Origin of the sequence: Salegentibacter salegens (assembly GCF_900142975.1) — a bacterium.
Lineage (GTDB): Bacteria > Bacteroidota > Bacteroidia > Flavobacteriales > Flavobacteriaceae > Salegentibacter > Salegentibacter salegens.
The window spans coordinates 2,098,528-2,120,912 of the sequence record NZ_LT670848.1 but is presented as its reverse complement, the minus strand read 5'-3'; the positions used below and the strand labels follow the sequence as shown (position 1 = coordinate 2,120,912).

Below are 22,385 nucleotides of genomic sequence, written 5' to 3'. Positions count from 1 at the left end.
TATGCTGTATATTGTTCTGTTTTTTCTGTTGTTTTCGCTTTTATTATACGTTTTACTCGGTGGCGCCGATTTTGGTGCCGGTATCGTTGAGTTATTTTCTTCGGCTAAAAATAAAGAGCAAACACGCGATACAATTTACCGGGTAATGGGCCCAATTTGGGAGGCAAATCATATTTGGCTAATCATTATGCTGGTGATTTTATGGGTGGCGTTTCCGGCTTATTTTAATGTGATGATTATTTACCTGCACATTCCGTTAAGCCTTGTTTTATTAGGAATTACCCTTCGGGGTGTTGCTTTTGTGTTTCGGCATTATGATGCCGTTTTAGATAAATCTCAGTTTTGGTACAATTGGCTTTTTAGAATTGGAAGTTTTGTTACTCCGGTTTTCCTGGGAATGTCTTTTGGAGCGTTAATTGGCGGCGAAATAATTATTACCGAAGATTATGAAACTTTCGGTTTCTACGATCTTTTTATGCAGCATTGGTTGAATATTTTCAGTTTACTGGTAGGTTTGTTTTATGCCGCGCTTTGTGCCTTTTTAGCCTCAACTTTATTAATTGGGGAAGCCGATGGAAAAGCACGTAAACACTACGCTAAAAACTCGGCTTTTTTTACGGTTGTATTGGTGGTGCTTGGCTTTATCCTTATCAGTTATGGATACTTCAGCGGGATAAAATTTGCTGAAGATTTTATTCATAATCCTATTTCCCTGGCCTGTGTTGGATTATCAGGAATTCTCTTATTTCCGCTTTGGAAATTTATTAAAAAAGAATATCGAATTGCCAGTAGATATTTAGCAGGATTCCAGGTGGTTTTAATACTTTTTGCGGCACTTTATGCACATTTTCCTTATATTATAATCACTGCCGAAAAAGAGATAAGTCTGTTAGAAAATCTGGCGCCAGAATCTACCATAAGTAATTTGGCTATCATGCTTTTAATTGGAGGATTTATTATTTTACCGGGACTTTTTCATTTAATGAAATCTTTTAATATGATTAAAGTGCTGGAAAAAAATGAGAAGGAATACGAATAATTTTTCCTGAATCAATAATTGCTGAATTTGGTAATTTCATTCAAAAAATAGCTAATGATCTTAAAAAGATTTGGAAAAGAACCTACAGGTAAAAGGTTGGAACGAATAAATAATGCCGAAAATTCACAAAACGGCACGTTTCAAAATATCGAACCTACCGCGGTGCAGCCAGAAGATGTTTCTATGTTTAAAATAATGAAACAGATGCTAAATCGACCAAAAACGGTTCGGCCTTCAGCAGAAATTCCTCATAAAAAAGCCGATTTATTAAATATAAATACCAAAAAACCGGCAGTGGTATGGTTTGGGCATTCTTCTTATCTACTAAGTTTTAAAGGTTATAATATTTTGGTAGATCCCGTTTTTAGCGGATTTGCTTCACCTTTTAAATTCTTCGGAAAATCCTTTCCCGGAACCGATTTATATCAAGCCGAGGATTTTCCGAAAATTGATCTGCTAATCCTTACCCACGATCATTATGACCATTTGGATTATAAATTTTTAAAACAATTAAGGTCAAAAGTTTTAAAAATAGTTACTTCCCTGGGAGTAGCAGAACATTTGGAATATACAACCTGGTATAATCACCGAACTTAACTGGAATGAAAGTGAGGAAGTACACCAAAATTTAAAAGTTACCGCTGTGCCTTCCCGTCATTTTTCGGGTAGAAATGTAAAAAGAAACACGAGTTTATGGGCTTCTTTCGCTTTAGAATGGGAGGGTTTTAAAATATATATTGGTAGTGATTCGGGTTACAGTACACAGTTTAAAGAAATTGGAGAAAAATTTAAAGAATTTGACCTGGCTTTCCTGGAATGTGGACAGTATGGTAAATATTGGCCGCAAATACATATGTTTCCTGAGGAAACCGTGAAAGCTGCGAAAGATATAAATGCTAAAATTTTATTTCCCGTGCATTGGGGGAAATTTGTGCTTTCTGTACATCCCTGGAACGAACCTATTAGGAGGTTAATGGCAGAAGCCAAAATGCAAGAGCAAGAAGTAGTCTCGCCAAAAATTGGTGAAGCTTATGTTTTAGGAGAACAATTTTCACAGGAAAAATGGTGGAATTTTGAAGAAAATAATTGAATTATGAAGGAAACAAAATCACATTGGGAAGAAGTTTACCATAAAAAATCTTATGAAGATGCCAGTTGGTACCAGGAAAAACCGGAGACCTCTTTAAAGTTTATTGAAGAACTGGAATTATCTGAATGTTCAAAAATTATAGACGTTGGGGGAGGAGATTCAAATCTTGTAGACTATTTGTTAAAAGAGGAATATCGGGATGTTTCTGTTTTGGATATTTCTGAAAAAGCCCTGGAAAAATCTCAAAAACGTCTAAATGAAGATGCGGAAAAGGTTAACTGGATCGTTGCTGATGCTTCAGAATTTGAAGTGACACAGGTTTATCATCTATGGCACGATCGTGCTGCGTTTCATTTTTTAACCGAAGATGATCAAATTGAAAATTATTTAAGAACCTTAGAGAACGCGGTGGCTTCAGGAGGATATGTTATTCTTGCAACCTTTTCAAAAAACGGTCCCGAAAAATGTAGTGGAAGAACAGTTAAGCAATATTCAAAAGAAGATCTTCAGCAGTTATTGCAGGAAAAATTTGATCTTTTGAAATGTGAAAATATAGATCATAAAACTCCATCTGGGGCGATTCAGAATTTTACCTTTTGCTGTTTTAAGAAAAAATAAAAGTTTATGAAAGATTTTTGGAATGAACGCTACGCTGATAAAGATTATGTTTACGGCCAGGCACCGAACGAATATTTTAAAGAGAAAATTGATGAAATGCGGCCCGGTAAAATTTTATTGCCGGCAGAAGGAGAAGGTCGAAATGCAGTTTATGCTGCGCTCCAGCAGTGGGAGGTTTCTGCGTTTGATATTAGTGAAAAAGGTAAGGAAAAAGCTTTAAACCTGGCTAATAATCAAAGCGTAGAAATTGATTACAAAGTAGGTGACCTGCCAGAGCTTGATTATAAAGACGAGCAATTTGATGTGATTGCTTTGATTTTCGCTCATTTTTCAGAAGAAGAAAAAACTATCTTAAGAACTTTAAAAAGTTACTGAAACGCGGTGGAGTAATTATTTTTGAAGCTTTTAGTAAAGAACAAATAGATATTCAGAAAGAGAATCCAAAATCTGGCGGACCTAAGAATGCTGAAATGTTATTTTCAAAAGAAGAATTACAAACCAGCTTTAGCGGATTTAAATTCGAGGAATTTGAAGATAAATTAATAGAACTTTCTGAAGGAAAATACCATAATGGCAAAGCAGCGGTAATTCGTTTTGTAGCTACAAAGCCGTGATTTATAAAATAAACCTCACAAGCTATTTCTTCACTTGTGAGGTTTGTTTTATCTAGTGGAATTCATAATCGGTTCCGGGAACCGTTGAAAAAGATTTTTCACCTAAATGTTCGCAATAAGAACGTCCATCCAGTGTAGGTGAAACCGGGGAGTGTTTTTGCAGGTATTCTTCTACCACTTCGTGAATAGTATAATCTTGCACTTCTACATCTTTTACGTTCGGCATTCGGCAAAGATTGTCAATTGGGTCACCGGGCCGCACACAGGCAGAAATGGTATAATATTCATCATCCTGGATTTTCTCTCCATTTACCTTAACCGATTTTATACGTTTACCTTTTTCATTCTGAGAATTAAAATCTACTTCCATTCCAGAAAATCTAACCATCCAGCCGCCAAAACGCTCGGTTGGAGTTTGGGCAAAGGCATTGTGCATCTCACTTTCCAGCCAGTCTTTTATCTGCTTTCCGGTAGCCTTTCCGGTTTTTACTTTTTCATTTACAGGGAGCAAGTTCCACAAATTAGCTCGGGTTATAGGCGCCGGTTTTCCATTCTCAGGAACTATGGGATTTCCGAAGCGAAATCCGTTAGAGATAGAAATATCGGCACCGGTTTTCCACTTGGCAGCATCGGTGATCATATTGTCCATTGGATTTTCCACCGTTAAATAGCGGTAAAGTGGCGTTTCGGTATAACCAATCACGGTCTCCAAATGCTCTTTATAAGGTTCCTTTGCTTTATCGACTAGTTTAGCAATTTTAGGATTGGCCGGGTATTTTTTTGGATCAACCTCTATCAGCTCATACTCCTCATCTACAATTTCTCCATTTTTAAAATACAAGTTCAGTTTTCCTACAAAAGAGCCAAAAGCTCCGGGTTCGGTAACTTTCGCATACTTCCCTTTTATAGGTTCCCGAACGCGTTCATGAGTATCGTTTCCGAAGATATAATCTACATCTTTAGCAATTGGATTGTTAGCCAATTCTACCTGCTTAAAAATTCCAAAATGGGTCACCAAAAACAGCGCGTCAACTTTCTCTTCCTTTTTTACTTTCTGAATGAGTTCTTCCACGCCCTCGTCTAAGCCGCTAAAGTCAATGCCTTCACTAAAAATAGGATTTTGACGAACAGGAACATCAGGATCGTTTATCCCGATAAAACCGAGTTTTACACCTTCGATTTCTTTGGTCCAGTAAGGTGGGAAAAGTTCTTTTTTATCTTTCTCGTGAAACATATTCTGAACAATTACAGGAGTTTCAAAACCCTGTAGAACATCCATCATTACTTTCTTGCCATAGACTACTTCCCAATTTCCCGGCACTAGAAGATCGTAATCCATATTCTTTATAATTTCGGGGAAAATTTTTCCTTCAGAAAGTGCGGCATAGCCACTTCCCTGGATAAGATCACCGCCATCAAAAATTACCGTATTAGGGTTTTTGGCGCGCTCTTCTTCAAATAGGGTTTGAATATGCGCTAGGCCACCACGTTCTTTAAAAACTATTTCTTCATCTTCCCAAAATAATTCGGGATGAGAATCAAGTTGCCCGTGAATATCGGCCGTTTGTAAAATGGTAATTTTAGTGGTTTTATCTTTATTTTTGTCCGGGTTTTTACCATTTGCATTATTGCAAGAGGTATATAAACCAATGGTAGCAATGCCTGAAAACAGGATTAATGCTGTCTTTAAACTAATTTTCATAGATTATCTTTTATAGTTCTATACTGTAATAGTTCTTATTCTTTTGTAATTGTAAAAGATGCGTAAAGGCGTGGTCTACTACCTTTACGTCGGGATGTAAATCTTTTTTATCAAGTTTCAAATAGTTTATAGAGAGTTTACAAACCTTGATCTCTACGCCCGCAGCTTTAGCTTTTTTTACGTAGTTTTTCATCTTCTCTTTATCTGTAAGCTCCTTAACATTTCGTCCATAAAGGACTATTTGAAAATCACCAAATTTGTGACCATCTTCTTGTTTTAATGCTTCAGCAGTAAGGATTATTGGCTCTAACTGTGGAATTTTGGAAGTAGACACTACATAATTTTTCTTCTCAATTCCTGTTTTTGTTTGAGCAAAACCTGAAACGCCTAGCATAAAGACTAAGATTAGAATTCCTATTTTTTTCATTATCTTGATACTTTATATGATTTAGAATGATTTTTTTAAAGATCTATACTGAAATATCCCTTTTTCTGAAGTTGAAAATCATACAGGATACCATTCTCAACAACTTCCATTTCTGAAGGAATTTCTTTAGGATCTACACCAAATTTATTGAGGGAAAATCCGCAGGCTTTAAGGGCAACATTGGCTTTTTTGGCTCGCTGAATAAACTTTTGCATTTGTTCTTTATCGGTTAAGCCTTTTACGGTCTGGCCGCAAACAATAACCTGGAAATCGCCAAAATGATGTCCATCTTCCTTTTTCAACTCTTCTGCAGTAATTAAAATTGGCTGTAACTGCGGAATTTTCTTTGTTAAAACCACATAATTATTCTTTTCAGGATTGTGATTTTGAGCATTTGTTGTTATTGAAAACAGCATTATAAAAGCTGTAAATACTAAAATTGAATTTTTCATTTTTTTGAATTTTTATGGCTGAAACAGCCGGTTATATTTTTGTTGTTTGTTGATCTTTAAAATCGTTTAGGATAAAAAACAGGAGTCCGCCAGAAATCGCAATATTTTTAAAAAGCGGCCCCAGCGTGGTAATTTGACCTACCTGTACCGTTAAGGTTATCGGGATTAACACTGCGAGTAAAACCGCTGCTGCCCAGCGTGTTTTGAAACCGATAAGTAACGCAATCCCGGCGATAAGCATAACAACTCCTGAGAGCATTACCAGCAACTCCGGATTTCCGAAGAAATAGGCGATTCCTTTAAATTTTGCCTGGTCTATTCGATTTACCGTTTTTTCAATATTGAGTAAATGATTTAAACTGGCCACGAGAAATATCCCGCTGAGCATCACCCGTAACAATTGTATAGAGCGACGACTCACTAAAATGTTTGTATTCATTGAAGTTTAGAGTTATTAAACTACCTCGGAGCAAAATCACAAGGCATTCAGAGAAATAATATTTTAATATCGAGAAAAGCCTAGGCATTTAAATCTCGATTATCGAGTTAATAAAATCGCTTATCGGCATGGACGCCGAATAACTAAAATTTATTATGCTACTAATTCTTTTGGAGGAGGATAGTTTTTGGCGAAATAGGTTGAAATTACCGCAGGATTGAGGTAACTGTAATCTTGAAAATTTGTTGTTGTTTCGGTTTCGAACCAGGCTATTTTTGCGAGGTTAAAGGCCGGGTTGCATACAGCATCACTGCTAACCACCAGGACTAAAGAATCCTGCGTAAAAGTCTTATTATCTACCGATTTTTGGACTTTTTTCTTACAAAACGGGTTTACCAGCGCAATTCCTTCAGAATCCAAAATACTATTCAGCACTTTTGCGTCTAGCATCAGGAATTTTCCGAAGAAAATCACGGTTAGGAAAATCGCTATGTAAGCTTTGATTTGCATTATTCGGGAAGATAGAGTTTTAAATTATTTGCATCAAACTCAAGCTGGTCCAGGTGCCCCATCTGCTTTTCATCCTCGGTAATTAAATGAAGATGCATATAAGTATTGTGATGCGTAAAAACCGCCTGGTGTTTACGAGAGAAAAATCCGAGAATTTCTATCTCTTTATCTTCTAAAGTATAATTTGTAAGTCCTTCGTGAGCTTCTTTTGGAGAACTCACTTTTCGGCCTTGCGGTAGATTTACAATATGAATTTTAGCTGAATTGATTTTTCCCTTTAGTCGAAATGGAAAAGCTTCAGCACTTTCAGGCGTCATTTCATTTAGAAAATTTTCTAACCTCTCCAATGAATTCAATGAGTTTGGAAGAGAAACCGATTTCCACTTTTCAACTTCAGCATAAACAAAAAATGGCGCTTTTACAGCACTTGTTTTTTCAACTTGCATTGAATTTTTATTCTCAACAGATGATTTAAAAACTTCTCCGTCTAAAATAAGCAGTTCACCACTTAGGAATTCGACGGGACCAAGTCCGTAAACACCTTTTTTAGCTACAGAATCCAGTGAAATTGTACCATGAAGTTCTCCTTTTTTCATCACATTTTTCATTGCTCCAGCTACATTTACGCTGCTATTTTGAGCCATAGTTGAAAAGCCTGTAAGAAAGCCAAGAAGTAATAGTGTTGGAGGTATTCCCTTCATATTTCGCAAAAGTAATTAGAAAATTTTAATAATAGCGTGACTAATGTTACAAAGCAATTTTGTTTAAAGTAACCCTTGTTACTGCAACAGTCTCAAAGAATAGAGACTTTTGCAATCTGAATCTGAAAATCTTAAATGTTGAAAGTCCTAAAATTCCTTCCCTTGCTTGTATCGCTGGTTTTAAGTCTTAATCTCAAGGCTCAACATACGGAGTTCTTAAAAGATGAACAGCCCCAACTTAGAGATATGTTTGACAACGCAGCCTTTCATGGCCATATTCGGAATTTCTATATGAATACCATAAACCGGGGCGATCTAAAGGATTATTATACCAATGCAACCGGCGGTGCCCTTGGATTTACTACCGGAAATTTTAAAGGTTTTGAGATTGGAGTAAAGGGAATTTTTACCTACAAGACATTTGGCAGTGATTTGGGTGTTGAGGATGCGGTAACGGGAAAAAATGCTAAATGGGAGTACGAACTTTATGATGTACTTAATAAAGGAAATTTTAAGGATCTCGATAGGTTGGAAGAGCTGTTTATAAGGTATCGGTTTGGGAATTCATATTTAAGTTATGGTAAGCTCGAAACCGAATTCACGCCACTTTTAAACCATAGCGATGGAAGGATGAAACCTTTTGCGCATAGGGGTGGCTGGGCACATTTAAATTTCAATTCAAAACACGAGGTCAATTTGGGCTGGATTGATGGGGTTTCGCCTCGCTCAACCACCGAGTGGTTTGCTATGGATGAGACGCTTGGACTTTTCTATAACGGATTTCAACCGAATGGAGAAATGGCTGATAATCATGAATTTTATCCTTCATCAGGAATTGGGATTTTAAACTACAATTTCAGAAAGGATAATCTTCAGCTTAATTTTTATGATTTTTACCACGATAAAGTAATGAATACAATTTGGGCAGAAATAGGGTATGACCTGGCCAATTTTAACTTTGGCGTTCAATATGTTTACCAGCATCCTTTTTCCTATTCTGAAGATCTGGCTTATGTGAATAGATATGTGCAACCTGGGGAAAACGGACAGATACTGAGTTCTCAGCTGAGCTGGAAAAAATCGGGTTTCAATTTCGCTTTTGCCTATACCCACGCTTTTGATACCGGCCGGTTTTTATTTCCGAAGGAATTAGGGCGGGATCGCTTTTTTACTTCCATTCCCAGATCACGCCTGGAAGGCTTGGGAAATGCAGATGTTTTTACCTTTAAAGCAGAATATCATTTACCAAAACCCGATTTTCATATTGGAATAGAAATGCAACAATTACAAGGTCCCGAAACCGGTAAGTTTACATTTAATAAATATAATGTAGATGAATCCTTTCAGATAAATAGTCATTTAAGTTATCATCCACACGGGTTTTTGGAAGGTTTGAATTTTGATATTTTATGGATTTACAGGAGAAATCAAAACCACACCGATGCCCAAAGTATTTTTAATAAGAGTAATTTTAATCAGTTAAATTTTGTTACCAACTTCAATTTTTAAAGTTATAAAACACGAATGGAAAATATAAAATTAGGATTAAAAGAGAACTGGAAACAATTTAGTTTATTGGTATTGGTAAATGCCTTTGTTGGCGGAATGGTAGGGCTGGAACGAAGTATTTTGCCTGAAATTGCCGAAAAAGAATTTGGTATTGCGGCAACCAGTGCCATTTTATCTTTTATTGTAGTTTTTGGAGTGGTAAAGGCGATTTCCAATTATTACGCCGGGGCATTGGCAAATAGGTTTGGAAGGAAAAACTTGTTGGTTTTGGGATGGATTTTTGCTATTCCCATTCCTTTTATCCTCATTTATGCTGAAAACTGGAACTGGATAATCGCCGCCAATGTCTTACTCGGAATAAACCAGGGATTGGCCTGGAGTAGTACCGTAGTGATGAAAATTGACCTGGTGGGTGAAAAACAGCGTGGTTTTGCAATGGGTTTAAATGAATTTGCCGGATATTTTGCAGTAGCTGTTGTAGCCTTTCTTACGGGCTGGATCGCTTCAGAATATGGCGTTAGGCCTTATCCATTCTACCTGGGAATTGGACTTATGATTCTGGGTTTACTCTTTAGTATTTTTCTAATTAAAGATACGCGACATCACGTGGCCAAAGAAGAGGGAAGCAGCGATATGTTGCGATTGAAAAATATTTTCTGGGATACTACCTGGAAAGATAAAAACCTTGGTTCTGTTAGTCAGGCGGGGCTAATCAATAATTTAAATGATGGAATGGCCTGGGGATTATTTCCTATTTTACTTTCCGGAAAAGGTTTTAATCTTGAACAAATAGGAATTGTTACTGCACTTTATCCCGCAGTTTGGGGAATAGGTCAACTGCTTACCGGAAGAATGGCCGATATTTTCAGTAAAAAAGATATGCTGTTTATTGGGATGCTCTTACAGGCAATAGTTTTGGTAATTTTAGTTTGGGCTGAAACAATGACGCATTTTGTGATACTTTCTTCTTTACTGGGCTGGGGAACCGCAATGGTTTACCCGACTTTCCTGGCAACTATTGCCGATAACACACATCCGCAGGATCGGGCAAAAAGTATTGGTATTTTCAGACTTTGGCGTGACCTGGGATATGCGATAGGAGCTATCTTAACTGGGGTAATTGCAGATTTGGTGAGTATTGAAGCAGCGATTATGTTAATTGGAATTCTAACTTTAATTTCAGCCGGAATTATTTTTCTTCGAATGGATTATAATGACAATAAAGCTGTGAAATTACTTAAATTTGAAAAATAATTTTAATATCGGATAGGTTTTATATAACTTCAACCGATATTTTATATCTTTGTGGTATGTGGGACGTAGATGTAAGATATAGAGAAGAGATGCAAAGCACTTTTGAGCGCTTGTTCGAAAAGAAAGCAATGCTGGAAAAAGCCAGGCCGTTGCCCAATATCGCTTTGAAAAAAATGAAAGAAGTTCTTTCTATAGAATGGACTTATAATTCAAATAGTATAGAAGGAAATACCCTCACCCTTAGGGAAACTCAAATGGTTTTGCAAGAAGGAATTACCGTAAAGGGAAAGTCACTGCGAGAGCATTTTGAAGCCAAAAATCACGAAACCGCTTTAGATTATTTGTATACCCTTGTCAAAACGGGTTATCAACTAAATGGTAAAGATATTCTCAAATTACACGAGTTGGGTTTAAGAAGTATAGAAGATGATTTTGCCGGGAGGTTAAGAAATTCTGGTGTGCGTATCGCTGGTGCTAATTTTGTGCCACCCAATGCCCAAAAGGTTTCAGGGTTATTTGATGATTTAGTGAATTTTGTAAATGAAAATAAGCAGCAGTTAAATGTAATTGAACTGGCTATGGTTTTTCATCATAAATTTGTTTGGATTCATCCTTTTTTCGATGGAAATGGAAGAACGGTGCGCTTGGCGATGAACCTTATTTTAATGAATGCAGGTTTTCCACCGGCTATTATTCTACGTAACGATCGCAAAAAATATTATGCCGCATTAAATGCTGCAAATAAGGGAGATTATAACAAACTTGCGCTATTAATGTGCCAGGCATTAGAACGTACTTTGAATATTTATATTCAGGCGCTGCCAGATAATGATGCTAATTATACTGAAATTTCTAACCTGGTAGAGGAGGAGCAATTGCCATATGGCCAGGAATATATTAGTTTACTGGCAAGGCAGGGAAAAATTGATGCCTATAAAGAAGGCAGAAATTGGCTTACTACTAAGGAAGCAATTCAGGATTATATTAAAAACAGAAAAAGGAAGCGCTAGTTTGTTCTTCTTCTCTGATGGTGAAAACAATTAGGCAGTCCCTGTTTTGGTGGACAATTTTCTATAAATACGACCTCTCTGAGGCTATAAATTGATAAGCCACGAATTCATGAATTATTTATTATTCGTGAATTCGGGGCTTTATTTTTTAAGCAGGTACTTCAGCTTTTTGATCAATAAGATTTTCGGCTTTTAGTTCTTCCCAGAATTCCGAAGGGATTTTTATTTCCAGTGCTTTTACATTTTCCTGAACTTGTTCTGGTTTACTGGCTCCAGCCAATACAGTACCTGCAGCTTTGGGGGCTAAAGAAAACTGAAGCGATGCTGCCACGAGGTTTACCTTATGTTTTTCCGCAATTTTCAATATTTTTTTATATCGATCTGAAATATCATTGGGCATTTCACCAGCATAATTATAACGCTTTTGCCCGGCAAGTAAGCCTGCATTAAATGGCGCAGCATTTATTAAACTTGCTTCGCTTTTTTCTATAGCCGGTAATAAACGCTCTAATGCTTCTTTATGGTGAACCAAAGAATATTGAATAGCCGAAAGAAAGACATCTGGTTTTGCAACTTCCAAAGTTTTTAAAATAGGTTCTATGGTGTTTACTCCCAATCCCCAGGCTTTGATGAGACCTTCTTCTTTCATTTTTTCAAGCTCTGGCATGGCACCCTTTTTGGCGACTTCAAAATGATCTTCCCAGGTGGTTCCTTCTTCATATTCATCATTATGATCTGGGGAAAGATCGTGAATAAAAGCATAATCTATACTTTCTACGCCTAAGCGCTGCAGGCTATCTTCTACAGAGCGGCGAACAGCTTCAGCTGAATAATCATATTTATAATCAAAGGGTGCAGGATTATTCCACATTGTTTCAGGAACATTTTTCGTGGCTTTTAAAACCCGGCCAACTTTGGTGGAAAGCACGTAATCTTCTCGTTTTTTATTATGCAGAAAATGTCCAAATCTTCTTTCGCTTAAGCCTAATCCATACCAGGGCGAGGTGTCATAATATCTCACGCCGGCTTCCCAGGCTCCTTCCAGTGTTTTTTCAGCCTCAGTATCGCTTAATTGCTTAAATCCGTTACCAATGGCGACTCCGCCTAATCCGAATTTATGTTGTAATTTAAACTGACTCATAATTTTATAATTTTCAAGTTGATTTCTTTATCATTTTCAGTCTTAAAATTAAATAGAAAACCCTGAACTTTTCGCCATTTAACAAAGACTAACATTTTATGTCCGCCCTTTGTTAAGAACCACTTAATTTCTAAAAACGAGTAGCATTTGATTACTGTAACAAAAGTTACTGCCCTAAGTGTAGGATTATTATATTTTTGCCTTGTAAAACTTAAAAAAACGGTTGGAAAAGTACTTAGACATAATCGCCGATTCTTTTACCGGGTATTTTAATTACCTGGTGAATGAGATTAGCAATCCTTCCTGGACCAATTATTTTTATTGGTTAATTGGACTGTCGCTTTTAGTTTGGGTGCTGGAAATTTTAATCCCCTGGAGAAAAGAGCAAAAGATATTTCGAAAGGATTTTTGGCTGGATACGTTCTATATTTTATTTAATTTTTTCCTGTTTTCGCTGGTTGGTTATAATGCGATTTCGAATGTAGCAGTAGAATTATTCAACGATTTCCTCGGCTTTTTTGGAGTTACAAATATAGTTGCCCTGGAAGTTAAGGATTTCCCGATTTGGGTGCAACTGCTAATAATGTTTGTAATTGCAGATTTTATCCAGTGGAATGTTCACCGGCAGTTGCATAAACAGCCGTGGCTTTGGGAATTTCATAAAGTGCACCACAGCGTTAAGGAAATGGGTTTTGCTGCACAGTTTAGGTTTCATTTTATGGAAACCATTGTTTATAAAACCTTACAGTACATTCCCCTGGCAATGATAGGTTTTGGGATTCAGCAATTTTTTGTGGTACATATGTTTGCTGTATTTATTGGTCATTTAAACCATGCAAATGTTGGCTGGAACTACGGAATTTTTGGATACCTTTTAAATAATCCTAAGATGCATATCTGGCATCATTCAAAAGAACTTCCGCAAAACAGGCCTTATGGAATGAATTTCGGTTTAAGTCTAAGCATTTGGGACTATTTATTCGGCACAGCATATATTCCGCAGGAAGGTAAAGATATAGAATTAGGTTTTCAAGGAGACGAGGATTTTCCTGAAGATTTTAAAAATCAAATGGCATTTCCATTTAGAAAAAAGAATACACAAAAAAACAGTTTATAATTTAAAAGAGTAAAAAAATGAAGATAAAACAATTTAAGGACGATCCTTTAGCGCATTATTCTTACGCTCTTGTAAGTGATGGAGAAATGGCCCTGGTAGATCCAAGCCGTAATCCTATGCAATATTATAAATATGCCGAGGAAAACAATGCTAAAATTGTAGCGGTTTTTGAAACACACCCGCACGCCGATTTCGTGAGCGGACATTTACAAATTCAGCAAGAGACAGGATCTACCATTTATATTAGTAAAAATGTTGGTGTAGAATATACACATACTCCATTTGATGAAGGTGACGAAGTGAAAATTGGAGATGCCAGTATAAAGGCTATTCATACTCCCGGTCACTCACCAGATAGTTTAACATTTATAGCTGAAGAAAACGGCGAAACCATTATGTTTAGTGGAGATACACTTTTTATAGGCGATGTTGGAAGGCCAGATTTACGTGAAAAAGCTGGAAATATGAAAGCAAAACGTGTAGAATTGGCGAAGCAAATGTACAATACCATGCAAACCAAATTTAACGAATTGCCAGATGATACCATAATCTATCCGGCTCACGGTGCAGGTTCGCTTTGCGGAAAAAATATGAGTGATGCTTCTTCAAGTACTCTTGGAAATGAACGCCAGGGAAACTGGGCGTTTAAAGACCAAACCGAAGAGGAGTTTGTAGAAGAAATTTTAAAAGACCAGCCTTTTATTCCTGCCTATTTTGGTTTTAGTGTAGAGTTAAACCGAAAAGGAGCTTTAAATGTTCAAAAAGCGAAATACGAAGTTCCGGTAAAACTTTATGTAGATTCGGTAGAGAAAGAAGGAATCACTGTAGTAGATACTCGTGATGGGGATGCTTATAAAAAGGGACATTTACCCAATAGTATTAATATCATGGCCCGTTCAGAAAGTGATAAATATGAAACCTGGCTGGGTGCTATTATTGAGCCTGAAGAGGAATTTTATCTTGTTGCTGAAAGCGTAGATCAAATTGATGATTTACTGGAAAGAACTGCGAAAATCGGTTATGAAAAGCAAATGAAAGGGGTAGTGACTTTATCTGAAAAAGTTTCAAAATCCTCAGATGAATTTAATCTCGAAGATTTTAAAGCCAATAAAGATAAATACACTATTGTAGATATTAGAAATGAAAGTGAGATTGCAGAAGGTAAGATCTTTGATGATGCCAAAGCAATCCCGTTGAATGAGCTTAGAAACCGGACAGATGAATTGCCAGGTGATAAGCCGTTTATGGTTCATTGTGCCGGAGGATATCGTTCTGCCGCAGGAAGCAGTATTCTTGAAAATAAATTTAAAAATACCAAAGTTTATGATCTAAGTGAAGCGATTAAAGAGTTTTCATAAAAGATTACATAGATAGAGTGAATAGAAAAATAACAGGGGTCGCGACCCCTGTTATTTTTTGTCTAATTTTAAATTTTACATCTTATGAAAAAAGCAGATTTATTTAAGATGTATTTTGAAGCAGTTCTAAAATGGTGAATTTAAAAGCTTATTTCTCAGTAATCCTGAACTAAAACTTCTGTCGGAATGTGAAGCGTAGTGTTCAACTTCCTTATCATATTCAAAGTCAATTTTCGTTTTTTATTTAAAACCTCACTTACCCTGCTTTTAAATCCAACAATCTCTGCTAAATCTTTTTGTTTCATTCCCATCTGTTCCATTCGGAATTTGATGGCCTCAATAGGATCGGGCATTCCAATCGGAAAATTCTCATTCTCATATCGGTCGATTAAAATGGAAAGAATTTCTAACTCATCCCCTTGTTCAGTTCCTTTTTTTGCATCAAAAATCACCTCAAGTCGGTCGAGTGCTTTTTGATAGTCTTTTTCATTCCTTATCGGTGCGATATTCATAATCAGATATTATTTGCGTCTATTTTGTTATAATCTGCGTGAGTACCAATAAATCTTATCCAGCAAATCTGAAATTCAAAGTTGAATTTTACAATTAATCGGTAATTGTTTCCTTTAATATTGTAAACAATTCGGTTATTTTTTAAAATACTTGCACTTGGATATGCACTTTTTAATTCATTAATATTTTTCCATTCAGATCTTTCTGTTTCTCTATACCAGGATTTTAATTGATCTTCACAGTCAGCGTGACTTTCCCAAAAATCTCGTAAAGTTCGTTTCGAAATTATTCTCACACTGTAACTGTTTGAAGCAAATATACTAAAAAGTTACCATAATGGGAATATTCTATCGGCTTGGAAGTACATTCTCTTAATCTAAATTTTGAACTCATAAGTAATTGCTCTAAACTTTTTCTATATTTACAATACAAGCTTCAAATTAGATTTGAAAACTACGAAATATGGAAAAAAAATATAAGGTTAAGGTGAATAATTCATTTGAATTTGAATTTACCAAAGACCAGATCACCGCTTTAGATACGCAGGAAATTGCCGATAAGCATTACCACCTATTAAAAGAAAATCGCAGTTTTAAGGCTGAGGTTCTAACCGAAAACTTTCTTCAACGCAAGTACGATATTAAGATCAATTCAAATACTTATAAAGTAGCTATTTCCAATGAGCTGGATTTACTTATTGAAGAAATGGGACTTTCCCTGGGAACTGCGCAAATGATAAATGATATAAAAGCGCCAATGCCCGGGTTAATTCTGGAAGTTAATGTTGACGAAGGTGCTAAAGTAAAGGAAGGCGATTTCTTGCTGGTTTTAGAAGCTATGAAAATGGAAAATACACTTACTGCACCCAGGGATGGTGTGGTAAAATCTGTCTCTGTTAAAACCGGGCAAACTGTTGAAAAGAACCAGTTATTAATTGAAATGGAATAAGTCCTTAATCTTCAAAAAGGAAATAATTAGAATTCAAAAGAAATAAAATGAAGAAAATATTAGTAGCCAATAGGGGAGAAATTGCTTTACGGGTAATGAAAACCATTCAAAAAATGGGAATCAAGACCGTTGCAGTTTTTTCTAAAGCCGATAGAAACGCGCCCCACGTAAAGTTTGCCGACGAGGCGGTTTGCATAGGAGAAGCACCTTCTAACGAATCTTACCTAAAAGGCGATAAAATTATTGAAGTGGCTAAAGAACTTGGTGTAGACGGGATTCATCCCGGTTATGGATTTTTAAGTGAAAATGCCGGTTTTGCCGAGAATGTTGAGAAGAACAGAATTACCTGGATAGGCCCTGGATCTAAAGCTATCAAGATAATGGGAAGTAAACTGGCTGCTAAAGATGCGGTTAAAGATTACGATATTCCAATGGTTCCGGGAATTGATGAGGCGATTACCGATCCCGAAAAAGCCAGGAAAATAGCTAAAGAAATAGGTTTTCCTATTTTAATAAAAGCTTCTGCCGGTGGCGGTGGTAAGGGAATGCGTATTGTTGAAAACGAAAAAGACCTGGAAGACCAGATGAAACGTGCCATTAGCGAAGCTGAATCTGCTTTTGGAGATGGCTCGGTTTTTATAGAGAAATACGTTTCTTCACCAAGACATATTGAAATCCAGGTTTTAGCTGATTCCCACGGGAATTATATTCATCTTTTTGAGCGGGAATGCAGCATTCAGCGTAGGCACCAAAAAGTGGTGGAAGAGGCTCCATCGGTTGTTTTAGATTCCAAACTTAGGAAACAAATGGGAAAAGCTGCCGTAAAAGTGGCTAAAGCTTGCGATTATGTAGGAGCAGGGACTGTTGAATTTTTATTTGATGAAAGTCAGAATTTCTATTTCCTGGAGATGAATACTCGTTTGCAGGTTGAGCATCCCGTAACCGAATATATTACCGGTGTAGACCTGGTAGAACAACAGATTAGGATTGCCCGAGGTGAAAAATTGAGATTGCTTCAGGAGGATTTAAAAATAAAGGGGCACGCAGTAGAACTTAGGGTTTATGCCGAAGATCCTATGGATAATTTTATGCCTAGTGTAGGAAAGCTTGAAAAATACAGTATTCCGAAAGGTGAAAATATTCGTGTAGATAACGGGTTTGAAGAAGGAATGGAGGTTCCTATTTATTACGACCCGATGCTGGCAAAATTAATTACTTATGGAAAAACCCGCGAGGAGGCAATTCAATTAATGCTCAAGGCGATAAAGCAATATGAAGTTGAGGGCGTAATGACCACACTTCCGTTTGGAAAATTTGTTTTTGAACACGAGGCTTTTAGAAGTGGAAATTTTGATACACATTTTGTAAAGAATTATTATTCCGCTAAAAAACTGGAAAATGAAATTGAAGAAGAAGCAAAATTAGCGGCAATTGTAGCTTTAAAACAATACCTCAAAGATCAACATGAGTTGAGGTTACCGGCTAATTAAAGTTTGAAATACAATATTAAGACGGGAAATAAAACAGATGGCAGTAAAGCTTGTTTGGTATTAATAGAAGCAACCGTAATTTCGAGGCAAGCCTTAAAATATTTAATCTCGATTATCGAGTAAAAAATTAATTAATGAGTCAGAATATAGAAAAGTTAAACGATAAAATTAAGCAAGCGCACCTTGGTGGCGGTGAGAAACGTATTGCGAAGCAGCACGAAAAAAAGAAACTTACCGCACGGGAACGTGTAGATTATTTAATGGACGAAGGTTCTTTTGAAGAAATTGGCATCCTGGTTACCCACAGGACCACCGGTTTTGGAATGGAAGATCAAAAAATCTATGGAGACGGTGTCGTAACCGGCTATGGTACAATTAACGGAAAACTGGTCTATATTTTTGCCCAGGATTTTACCGTTTTTGGTGGGTCGCTCTCAGAAACTCACGCCGAAAAAATTTGTAAAATAATGGACCTGGCTGTAAAAGTTGGAGCACCAATGATTGGGCTTAACGATTCAGGTGGGGCAAGGATTCAGGAAGGCGTAAAATCGCTTGGCGGTTATGCCGATATTTTTCATAGAAATGTAAAGGCTTCTGGGGTTATTCCGCAGATTTCTGCCATCATGGGACCTTGCGCCGGTGGAGCGGTTTATTCTCCGGCAATGACAGATTTTACACTTATGGTTCAGGATACCAGTTATATGTTTGTAACCGGTCCAAACGTGGTGAAAACGGTAACTAATGAAGAGGTAACTTCCGAAGAATTGGGTGGGGCTTCTACCCACGCCACAAAATCTGGTGTAACGCATATCACTTCTTTTAACGATATCGCCTGCCTGGAAGATATCAAAAAACTGGTGAGCTACATGCCTCAGAACAATAAAAAAGCGCCAGAAAAACTTCCGTATAAATTAGGGGATGAAATTAGGGAAGAATTGGATTCCTTGATTCCCGATAGTTCCAATAAACCTTATGATATGCACGAGGTGATTAGCGGAATTATAGATAAGGATTCTTTTTTTGAAATTCATAAAGATTACGCCGATAATATTATTGTCGGTTTTGCGCGTTTAGGCGGAAGAAGTGTGGGGATTGTTGCTAATCAGCCAATGAGCCTTGCCGGAGTTTTAGATGTAGACTCATCTAAAAAGGCGGCGCGTTTTACCCGTTTTTGCGATTGTTTTAATATCCCGTTGTTGGTGTTGGTAGATGTACCCGGATTTTTACCTGGAACCGATCAGGAATGGAATGGAATTATTCTTAACGGCGCAAAATTACTTTATGCGCTTAGCGAAGCCACAGTGCCAAAAGTAACCGTGATTACCCGTAAAGCCTATGGTGGCGCTTACGATGTGATGAATTCCAAACACATTGGAGCCGATCTTAATTATGCCTGGCCAACAGCTGAAATTGCCGTAATGGGAGCCAAGGGAGCGAGTGAAATTATTTTTAGAAAGGAAATCCAGGAAGCTGAAGATAGCGAAGCGAAACTAGCTGAAAAAGAGGCCGAATATGCTGAAACTTTTGCAAATCCGTTTGAAGCTGCGCAACGCGGATTTATTGATGAGGTAATTATGCCACGCGATACCAGAAGAAAATTATTGAAAGCTTTTAGTATGCTGGAAAATAAGAAAGTGCTTAGACCCAAGCGAAAGCACGGGAATATTCCTCTATAGTTTTTAGACCTTTAAAACCCTTATTCTACTGCATTTAACAAGTTTGACGTAAATATGTCGCAAGGCTGTCGCAATATTTTTTTAAACCTCACTGTAGATTTGCTGAAACATATAAACTTATAATTATGGAGAACAATGAATTAGCAAACAGGGTAATTGAGCTAAGGAATAGAAAGGGATTTTCTCAAGAATTTTTAGCCGAGGAATCTGGAGTTAGCCTTAGAACTATTCAAAGAGTGGAAAATGGAGAAACCCAGCCAAGAGGAGATACTTTACAGCGAATTGCCAAAGGGCTTGGCGTAACTTCTGAAGAACTTATTGATTGGAAATTAGAGAAAAATAATAGTTATCTCGCATTACTGAATAGTTCAGCATTAAGTTTTCTTTTCTTTCCAGTATTAGGGATTTTAGTTCCATTAGTGATGTGGATATCTAAGAAAAATGAAATTCATAATATTAATAAAACAAGCAAAGAAATATTGAATTTTGAGATTACCTGGTGTATTCTGTTGTTTTTTACTTGTATAGGGTTTATTAGTATTAATTTTTACCGTGTACAAACAGCCTCGTATATTACTCCATCTTTACTGCTTAATCCTATAATATTTTGGTTGATAATCTGTTTTCTTTACCTGTTTAATTTAGTCATCGTTCTTTATAATTCATTTCGATTGAAGGCTGAAAAGAATGTTTTATATTTTTTTAGAATACCATTTTTAAGGTAGGTTTGTAGTATATGTTGCTAAAAATAATATATGAAATTCAATAAAATTGTTTGTGTAGACCATACAAAATTAGAAGACTGGGCCATAGAAGAACTCCAGGAATTTAGCGAAGCTAAAGTAAAGGTTTATAAAGAAAGTCCTGATTCAGAAAAAGAGCTCATTGAACGAATTGGCGATGCAGAAGCGGTAATAGTTTCTTGGAAAACGCAAATCCCTGAAAATGTTATAAAAGAATGTAGCAACCTTAAATATATTGGGATGGCCTGCAGCCTTTATGATGATGAATCGGCTAATGTTGCTGTAGATTTTGCCAGGAAGCAAGAAATTACCGTGAAAGGTATTTTCGATTATGGCGATCCCGGGGTGATAGAATTTATCGTTTCAGAATTAATAAGATTGCTACATGGATTTGGAGAGCAACAGTGGCGAAAAATGCCGGTGGAACTTACCGATAAAAAGATTGGAATTATCGGGCTGGGGACTACCGGGAAAATGCTGGCTGAAGCTTTATTGCCGCTTGGAGCCGATCTTTATTATTTTAGTAGAAGCAGAAAAAAGGAATGGGAGACCAAAGGGCTTCAGTATTTATCTTTAGAAGAATTGCTGAAAACTTCGGAAATCATTTCGCTACATCTTCCAAAGAATACAAAAATCCTGGGAGAAGAAGAATTTAAAACTTTTGGTGCAGGAAAAATATTAATCAATACTTCGCTGGGCCTTCCGTTTGAGGAAGGAGCTTTTGAAAATTGGATAAAATCTGAAGGTAATTTTGGGATTTTTGATGGTGACGGCGGTGCTTCGCTATCTAAAGAAACAAAAGGTTTAAATCGAGTGATTTCGCATAAAAAAAGTGCTGGTTGGAGTGCTGAAACTCAGCGTAGATTATCTGAAAAAGTGCTGGAGAATTTAAAGGATTATTTTAAATAAATCTTTTTGTATAGGAATATAGACCTCACCTCTTGAAAACCTGTGAGGTCTTTTTTTGCTGTAACATTTGTTACAGTCCTCTTTTGTATATTCTATTTAATTTGCACTTCATAAAAAATAAAAACTATGGAATGGATTTTTGAGCCCTGGCCCTGGTATATATCGGGTCCGCTTATAGCTTTAATAATGTTTTTACTCATCTTTATTGGTAAAAGTTTTGGAATGTCTTCTAACCTTAGAACCATGTGCACAATGTGTGGTGCCGATTCTAAAGCCGATTTTTTTAATTTCGATTGGAAATCTCAACGCTGGAATCTTATTGTGGTAGTAGGAGCAATTATTGGCGGATTTATTGGAGCAAATTTATTAAGCAACGATCTTTCGGTAGCTATAAATCCTGATACGATTACTATTTTGGAAGACCTGGGCTTTAATAGTGCCGGTGAAGCCTACCTACCAACCGAAATTTATAGTTGGGAAGCAGTTGGCGGAATTAAAGCGCTTATCATTCTATTGGTTGGCGGGATCTTGATTGGTTTTGGTGCACGCTACGCCGGTGGGTGTACATCTGGACACGCTATTTCTGGACTTAGTAATTTGCAATTGCCTTCTTTAATCGCCGTTATCGGTTTTTTTATAGGTGGTTTGGTGATGGTGCATTTGTTATTTCCTCTAATATTTTAAATTGAATTATGAGAAGTATAGGATATTTATTGATAGGTATATTTTTTGGAATCGTAATGTTTAAATCTGAAGCCGCTTCCTGGTTTAGGATTTATGAAATGTTCCAGTTCCAGTCGTTTCATATGTATGGAATTATGGGTTCGGCCTTGCTTTTAGGAGTTATTGGCGTTCAAATTATAAAACGAAAAAACCTAAAATCTTTTTTTGGCGAACGTATTTCATTTATTCCGAAAGAGAAAAGTTTTAGCCGCTATATGTATGGGGGAATTATCTTTGGATTAGGTTGGGCGCTTGCTGGTGCCTGCCCGGGACCAATTTTCACCTTAATTGGTGCAGGATTTTTACCAATTTTAATCGTATTTATAGGTGCACTTTTAGGAACTTTCTTATACGGATTGCTTCGGAAGAAGTTACCGCATTAAGGAGCTTTATTCAACTTCA

The 22,385-nt window shown here is 36.8% G+C and carries 27 protein-coding genes; 18 read left to right on the top strand and 9 right to left on the bottom strand.

Annotation, left to right across the window (positions count from 1 at the left end; all coding sequences use genetic code 11):
• Nucleotide 1 precedes the first annotated feature (1 nt).
• The 6 genes from B5488_RS09520 to B5488_RS18350 all read left to right on the top strand — a co-directional run bounded on the left by B5488_RS09520 (nt 2) and on the right by B5488_RS18350 (nt 3,361).
• Complete coding sequence (locus tag B5488_RS09520; protein WP_079735049.1) at nt 2–1,039, top strand: cytochrome d ubiquinol oxidase subunit II; 1,038 nt, start codon at nt 2–4, stop codon at nt 1,037–1,039.
• Between the two features lie 54 nt (nt 1,040–1,093).
• Nucleotides 1,094–1,636 carry an MBL fold metallo-hydrolase gene (locus tag B5488_RS18285; protein WP_197686247.1) on the top strand — a complete coding sequence of 181 codons (543 nt, stop codon included), beginning with the start codon at nt 1,094–1,096 and terminating at the stop codon, nt 1,634–1,636.
• Between the two features lie 46 nt (nt 1,637–1,682).
• Nucleotides 1,683–2,129 carry an MBL fold metallo-hydrolase gene (locus B5488_RS18280; RefSeq protein ID WP_262507318.1) on the top strand — a complete coding sequence of 149 codons (447 nt, stop codon included), beginning with the start codon at nt 1,683–1,685 and terminating at the stop codon, nt 2,127–2,129.
• Between the two features lie 3 nt (nt 2,130–2,132).
• Nucleotides 2,133–2,747: a class I SAM-dependent methyltransferase gene (locus tag B5488_RS09510; protein ID WP_079735048.1), complete on the top strand. Its 615-nt coding sequence runs from the start codon at nt 2,133–2,135 to the stop codon at nt 2,745–2,747.
• Between the two features lie 6 nt (nt 2,748–2,753).
• Nucleotides 2,754–3,122, top strand: a complete 369-nt coding sequence (locus B5488_RS18355; protein ID WP_317041927.1) for a class I SAM-dependent methyltransferase — start codon at nt 2,754–2,756, stop codon at nt 3,120–3,122.
• Nucleotides 3,123–3,217: 95 nt separating this feature from the next.
• The gene (locus B5488_RS18350; protein WP_317041926.1) at nt 3,218–3,361 is read left to right on the top strand and encodes a hypothetical protein; all 144 of its coding nucleotides are present in this window, start codon (nt 3,218–3,220) and stop codon (nt 3,359–3,361) included.
• A 52-nt stretch (nt 3,362–3,413) separates the two neighbouring features.
• Here B5488_RS18350 and B5488_RS09500 read toward each other — a convergent pair whose 3' ends face one another.
• The 6 genes from B5488_RS09500 to B5488_RS09475 all read right to left on the bottom strand — a co-directional run bounded on the left by B5488_RS09500 (nt 3,414) and on the right by B5488_RS09475 (nt 7,592).
• A complete protein-coding gene (locus B5488_RS09500; protein WP_079735047.1) occupies nt 3,414–5,063 on the bottom strand; it encodes a bifunctional metallophosphatase/5'-nucleotidase in 1,650 nt (549 codons plus the stop codon).
• Nucleotides 5,064–5,073: 10 nt separating this feature from the next.
• Nucleotides 5,074–5,490 carry a DsrE family protein gene (locus B5488_RS09495; RefSeq protein ID WP_079735046.1) on the bottom strand — a complete coding sequence of 139 codons (417 nt, stop codon included), beginning with the start codon at nt 5,488–5,490 and terminating at the stop codon, nt 5,074–5,076.
• A 35-nt stretch (nt 5,491–5,525) separates the two neighbouring features.
• The gene (locus B5488_RS09490) at nt 5,526–5,942 is read right to left on the bottom strand and encodes a DsrE family protein (protein WP_079735045.1); all 417 of its coding nucleotides are present in this window, start codon (nt 5,940–5,942) and stop codon (nt 5,526–5,528) included.
• A 31-nt stretch (nt 5,943–5,973) separates the two neighbouring features.
• On the bottom strand, nt 5,974–6,381 hold the full coding sequence (locus B5488_RS09485; protein ID WP_079735044.1) for a DoxX family protein: 408 nt from the start codon (nt 6,379–6,381) through the stop codon (nt 5,974–5,976).
• A gap of 153 nt (nt 6,382–6,534) precedes the next feature.
• Nucleotides 6,535–6,891 (bottom strand): hypothetical protein, encoded by a 357-nt coding sequence (locus B5488_RS09480; RefSeq protein ID WP_079735043.1) that lies wholly within the window; start codon nt 6,889–6,891, stop codon nt 6,535–6,537.
• Entirely contained in the window at nt 6,891–7,592 is a 702-nt protein-coding gene (locus B5488_RS09475; protein ID WP_231919719.1) for an acetolactate decarboxylase, read from the bottom strand. Before B5488_RS09475 ends, B5488_RS09480 begins: the two co-directional genes overlap by 1 nt.
• A 135-nt stretch (nt 7,593–7,727) precedes the next feature.
• Between B5488_RS09475 and B5488_RS09470 the strand changes: the two genes are divergently transcribed.
• From B5488_RS09470 to B5488_RS09460, 3 genes are read left to right on the top strand one after another with little or no spacing between them, the layout of a single operon-like run.
• Nucleotides 7,728–9,101, top strand: a complete 1,374-nt coding sequence (locus tag B5488_RS09470; protein ID WP_079735042.1) for a hypothetical protein — start codon at nt 7,728–7,730, stop codon at nt 9,099–9,101.
• Between the two features lie 15 nt (nt 9,102–9,116).
• The gene (locus B5488_RS09465) at nt 9,117–10,355 is read left to right on the top strand and encodes an MFS transporter (protein WP_079735041.1); all 1,239 of its coding nucleotides are present in this window, start codon (nt 9,117–9,119) and stop codon (nt 10,353–10,355) included.
• Between the two features lie 56 nt (nt 10,356–10,411).
• Nucleotides 10,412–11,365 (top strand): Fic family protein, encoded by a 954-nt coding sequence (locus B5488_RS09460; RefSeq protein ID WP_079735040.1) that lies wholly within the window; start codon nt 10,412–10,414, stop codon nt 11,363–11,365.
• 148 nt (nt 11,366–11,513) lie between these two features.
• Here the strand turns inward: B5488_RS09460 and B5488_RS09455 are convergent, their stop codons facing one another.
• Nucleotides 11,514–12,506 carry an aldo/keto reductase gene (locus B5488_RS09455; protein ID WP_106197096.1) on the bottom strand — a complete coding sequence of 331 codons (993 nt, stop codon included), beginning with the start codon at nt 12,504–12,506 and terminating at the stop codon, nt 11,514–11,516.
• A 223-nt stretch (nt 12,507–12,729) separates the two neighbouring features.
• Between B5488_RS09455 and B5488_RS09450 the strand changes: the two genes are divergently transcribed.
• Complete coding sequence (locus B5488_RS09450; RefSeq protein WP_079735038.1) at nt 12,730–13,623, top strand: sterol desaturase family protein; 894 nt, start codon at nt 12,730–12,732, stop codon at nt 13,621–13,623.
• A 17-nt stretch (nt 13,624–13,640) separates the two neighbouring features.
• Nucleotides 13,641–14,981: an MBL fold metallo-hydrolase gene (locus B5488_RS09445; protein ID WP_079735037.1), complete on the top strand. Its 1,341-nt coding sequence runs from the start codon at nt 13,641–13,643 to the stop codon at nt 14,979–14,981.
• Between the two features lie 155 nt (nt 14,982–15,136).
• Here B5488_RS09445 and B5488_RS09440 read toward each other — a convergent pair whose 3' ends face one another.
• Both B5488_RS09440 and B5488_RS09435 read right to left on the bottom strand, forming a co-directional pair.
• The gene (locus tag B5488_RS09440) at nt 15,137–15,493 is read right to left on the bottom strand and encodes a helix-turn-helix domain-containing protein (RefSeq protein ID WP_079735036.1); all 357 of its coding nucleotides are present in this window, start codon (nt 15,491–15,493) and stop codon (nt 15,137–15,139) included.
• A 2-nt stretch (nt 15,494–15,495) separates the two neighbouring features.
• Nucleotides 15,496–15,789 (bottom strand): type II toxin-antitoxin system HigB family toxin, encoded by a 294-nt coding sequence (locus B5488_RS09435; RefSeq protein WP_079735035.1) that lies wholly within the window; start codon nt 15,787–15,789, stop codon nt 15,496–15,498.
• Between the two features lie 167 nt (nt 15,790–15,956).
• Here B5488_RS09435 and B5488_RS09430 point away from each other — a divergent pair, with 167 nt between their 5' ends.
• From B5488_RS09430 to B5488_RS09400, 7 genes are all read left to right on the top strand, one after another.
• Nucleotides 15,957–16,442, top strand: coding sequence for an acetyl-CoA carboxylase biotin carboxyl carrier protein subunit (locus B5488_RS09430; RefSeq protein ID WP_079735034.1), 486 nt, complete (start codon nt 15,957–15,959; stop codon nt 16,440–16,442).
• 47 nt (nt 16,443–16,489) lie between these two features.
• A complete protein-coding gene (accC, locus tag B5488_RS09425) occupies nt 16,490–17,932 on the top strand; it encodes an acetyl-CoA carboxylase biotin carboxylase subunit (RefSeq protein WP_079735033.1) in 1,443 nt (480 codons plus the stop codon).
• Nucleotides 17,933–18,066: 134 nt separating this feature from the next.
• Nucleotides 18,067–19,608 carry an acyl-CoA carboxylase subunit beta gene (locus B5488_RS09420; RefSeq protein WP_079735032.1) on the top strand — a complete coding sequence of 514 codons (1,542 nt, stop codon included), beginning with the start codon at nt 18,067–18,069 and terminating at the stop codon, nt 19,606–19,608.
• A gap of 125 nt (nt 19,609–19,733) precedes the next feature.
• Nucleotides 19,734–20,333, top strand: a complete 600-nt coding sequence (locus B5488_RS09415) for a helix-turn-helix domain-containing protein (RefSeq protein ID WP_079735031.1) — start codon at nt 19,734–19,736, stop codon at nt 20,331–20,333.
• A 30-nt stretch (nt 20,334–20,363) separates the two neighbouring features.
• Nucleotides 20,364–21,260: an NAD(P)-dependent oxidoreductase gene (locus B5488_RS09410; protein ID WP_079735030.1), complete on the top strand. Its 897-nt coding sequence runs from the start codon at nt 20,364–20,366 to the stop codon at nt 21,258–21,260.
• 126 nt (nt 21,261–21,386) lie between these two features.
• Complete coding sequence (locus B5488_RS09405; protein WP_079735029.1) at nt 21,387–21,944, top strand: YeeE/YedE family protein; 558 nt, start codon at nt 21,387–21,389, stop codon at nt 21,942–21,944.
• Between the two features lie 8 nt (nt 21,945–21,952).
• Nucleotides 21,953–22,366 (top strand): YeeE/YedE family protein, encoded by a 414-nt coding sequence (locus tag B5488_RS09400; protein WP_079735028.1) that lies wholly within the window; start codon nt 21,953–21,955, stop codon nt 22,364–22,366.
• Nucleotides 22,367–22,385: the final 19 nt, after the last annotated feature.

Bases quoted from the DNA above. Each gene is read 5' to 3' on its own strand.
- B5488_RS09445 (WP_079735037.1), top strand. From the start codon at position 13,641: ATGAAGATAAAACAATTTAAGGACGATCCTTTAGCGCATTATTCTTAC.
- B5488_RS18285 (WP_197686247.1), top strand. From the start codon at position 1,094: ATGATCTTAAAAAGATTTGGAAAAGAACCTACAGGTAAAAGGTTGGAA.
- B5488_RS09500 (WP_079735047.1), bottom strand. From the start codon at position 5,063: ATGAAAATTAGTTTAAAGACAGCATTAATCCTGTTTTCAGGCATTGCT.
- B5488_RS09455 (WP_106197096.1), bottom strand. From the start codon at position 12,506: ATGAGTCAGTTTAAATTACAACATAAATTCGGATTAGGCGGAGTCGCC.
- B5488_RS09490 (WP_079735045.1), bottom strand. From the start codon at position 5,942: ATGAAAAATTCAATTTTAGTATTTACAGCTTTTATAATGCTGTTTTCA.
- B5488_RS09440 (WP_079735036.1), bottom strand. From the start codon at position 15,493: ATGAATATCGCACCGATAAGGAATGAAAAAGACTATCAAAAAGCACTC.
- B5488_RS18350 (WP_317041926.1), top strand. From the start codon at position 3,218: ATGTTATTTTCAAAAGAAGAATTACAAACCAGCTTTAGCGGATTTAAA.
- accC (WP_079735033.1), top strand. From the start codon at position 16,490: ATGAAGAAAATATTAGTAGCCAATAGGGGAGAAATTGCTTTACGGGTA.
- B5488_RS09405 (WP_079735029.1), top strand. From the start codon at position 21,387: ATGGAATGGATTTTTGAGCCCTGGCCCTGGTATATATCGGGTCCGCTT.
- B5488_RS09465 (WP_079735041.1), top strand. From the start codon at position 9,117: ATGGAAAATATAAAATTAGGATTAAAAGAGAACTGGAAACAATTTAGT.
- B5488_RS09510 (WP_079735048.1), top strand. From the start codon at position 2,133: ATGAAGGAAACAAAATCACATTGGGAAGAAGTTTACCATAAAAAATCT.
- B5488_RS09485 (WP_079735044.1), bottom strand. From the start codon at position 6,381: ATGAATACAAACATTTTAGTGAGTCGTCGCTCTATACAATTGTTACGG.
- B5488_RS09410 (WP_079735030.1), top strand. From the start codon at position 20,364: ATGAAATTCAATAAAATTGTTTGTGTAGACCATACAAAATTAGAAGAC.
- B5488_RS09480 (WP_079735043.1), bottom strand. From the start codon at position 6,891: ATGCAAATCAAAGCTTACATAGCGATTTTCCTAACCGTGATTTTCTTC.
- B5488_RS09470 (WP_079735042.1), top strand. From the start codon at position 7,728: ATGTTGAAAGTCCTAAAATTCCTTCCCTTGCTTGTATCGCTGGTTTTA.
- B5488_RS09415 (WP_079735031.1), top strand. From the start codon at position 19,734: ATGGAGAACAATGAATTAGCAAACAGGGTAATTGAGCTAAGGAATAGA.
- B5488_RS09495 (WP_079735046.1), bottom strand. From the start codon at position 5,490: ATGAAAAAAATAGGAATTCTAATCTTAGTCTTTATGCTAGGCGTTTCA.
- B5488_RS09460 (WP_079735040.1), top strand. From the start codon at position 10,412: ATGTGGGACGTAGATGTAAGATATAGAGAAGAGATGCAAAGCACTTTT.
- B5488_RS09400 (WP_079735028.1), top strand. From the start codon at position 21,953: ATGAGAAGTATAGGATATTTATTGATAGGTATATTTTTTGGAATCGTA.
- B5488_RS09520 (WP_079735049.1), top strand. From the start codon at position 2: ATGCTGTATATTGTTCTGTTTTTTCTGTTGTTTTCGCTTTTATTATAC.
- B5488_RS09430 (WP_079735034.1), top strand. From the start codon at position 15,957: ATGGAAAAAAAATATAAGGTTAAGGTGAATAATTCATTTGAATTTGAA.
- B5488_RS09475 (WP_231919719.1), bottom strand. From the start codon at position 7,592: ATGAAGGGAATACCTCCAACACTATTACTTCTTGGCTTTCTTACAGGC.
- B5488_RS09420 (WP_079735032.1), top strand. From the start codon at position 18,067: ATGAGTCAGAATATAGAAAAGTTAAACGATAAAATTAAGCAAGCGCAC.
- B5488_RS18355 (WP_317041927.1), top strand. From the start codon at position 2,754: ATGAAAGATTTTTGGAATGAACGCTACGCTGATAAAGATTATGTTTAC.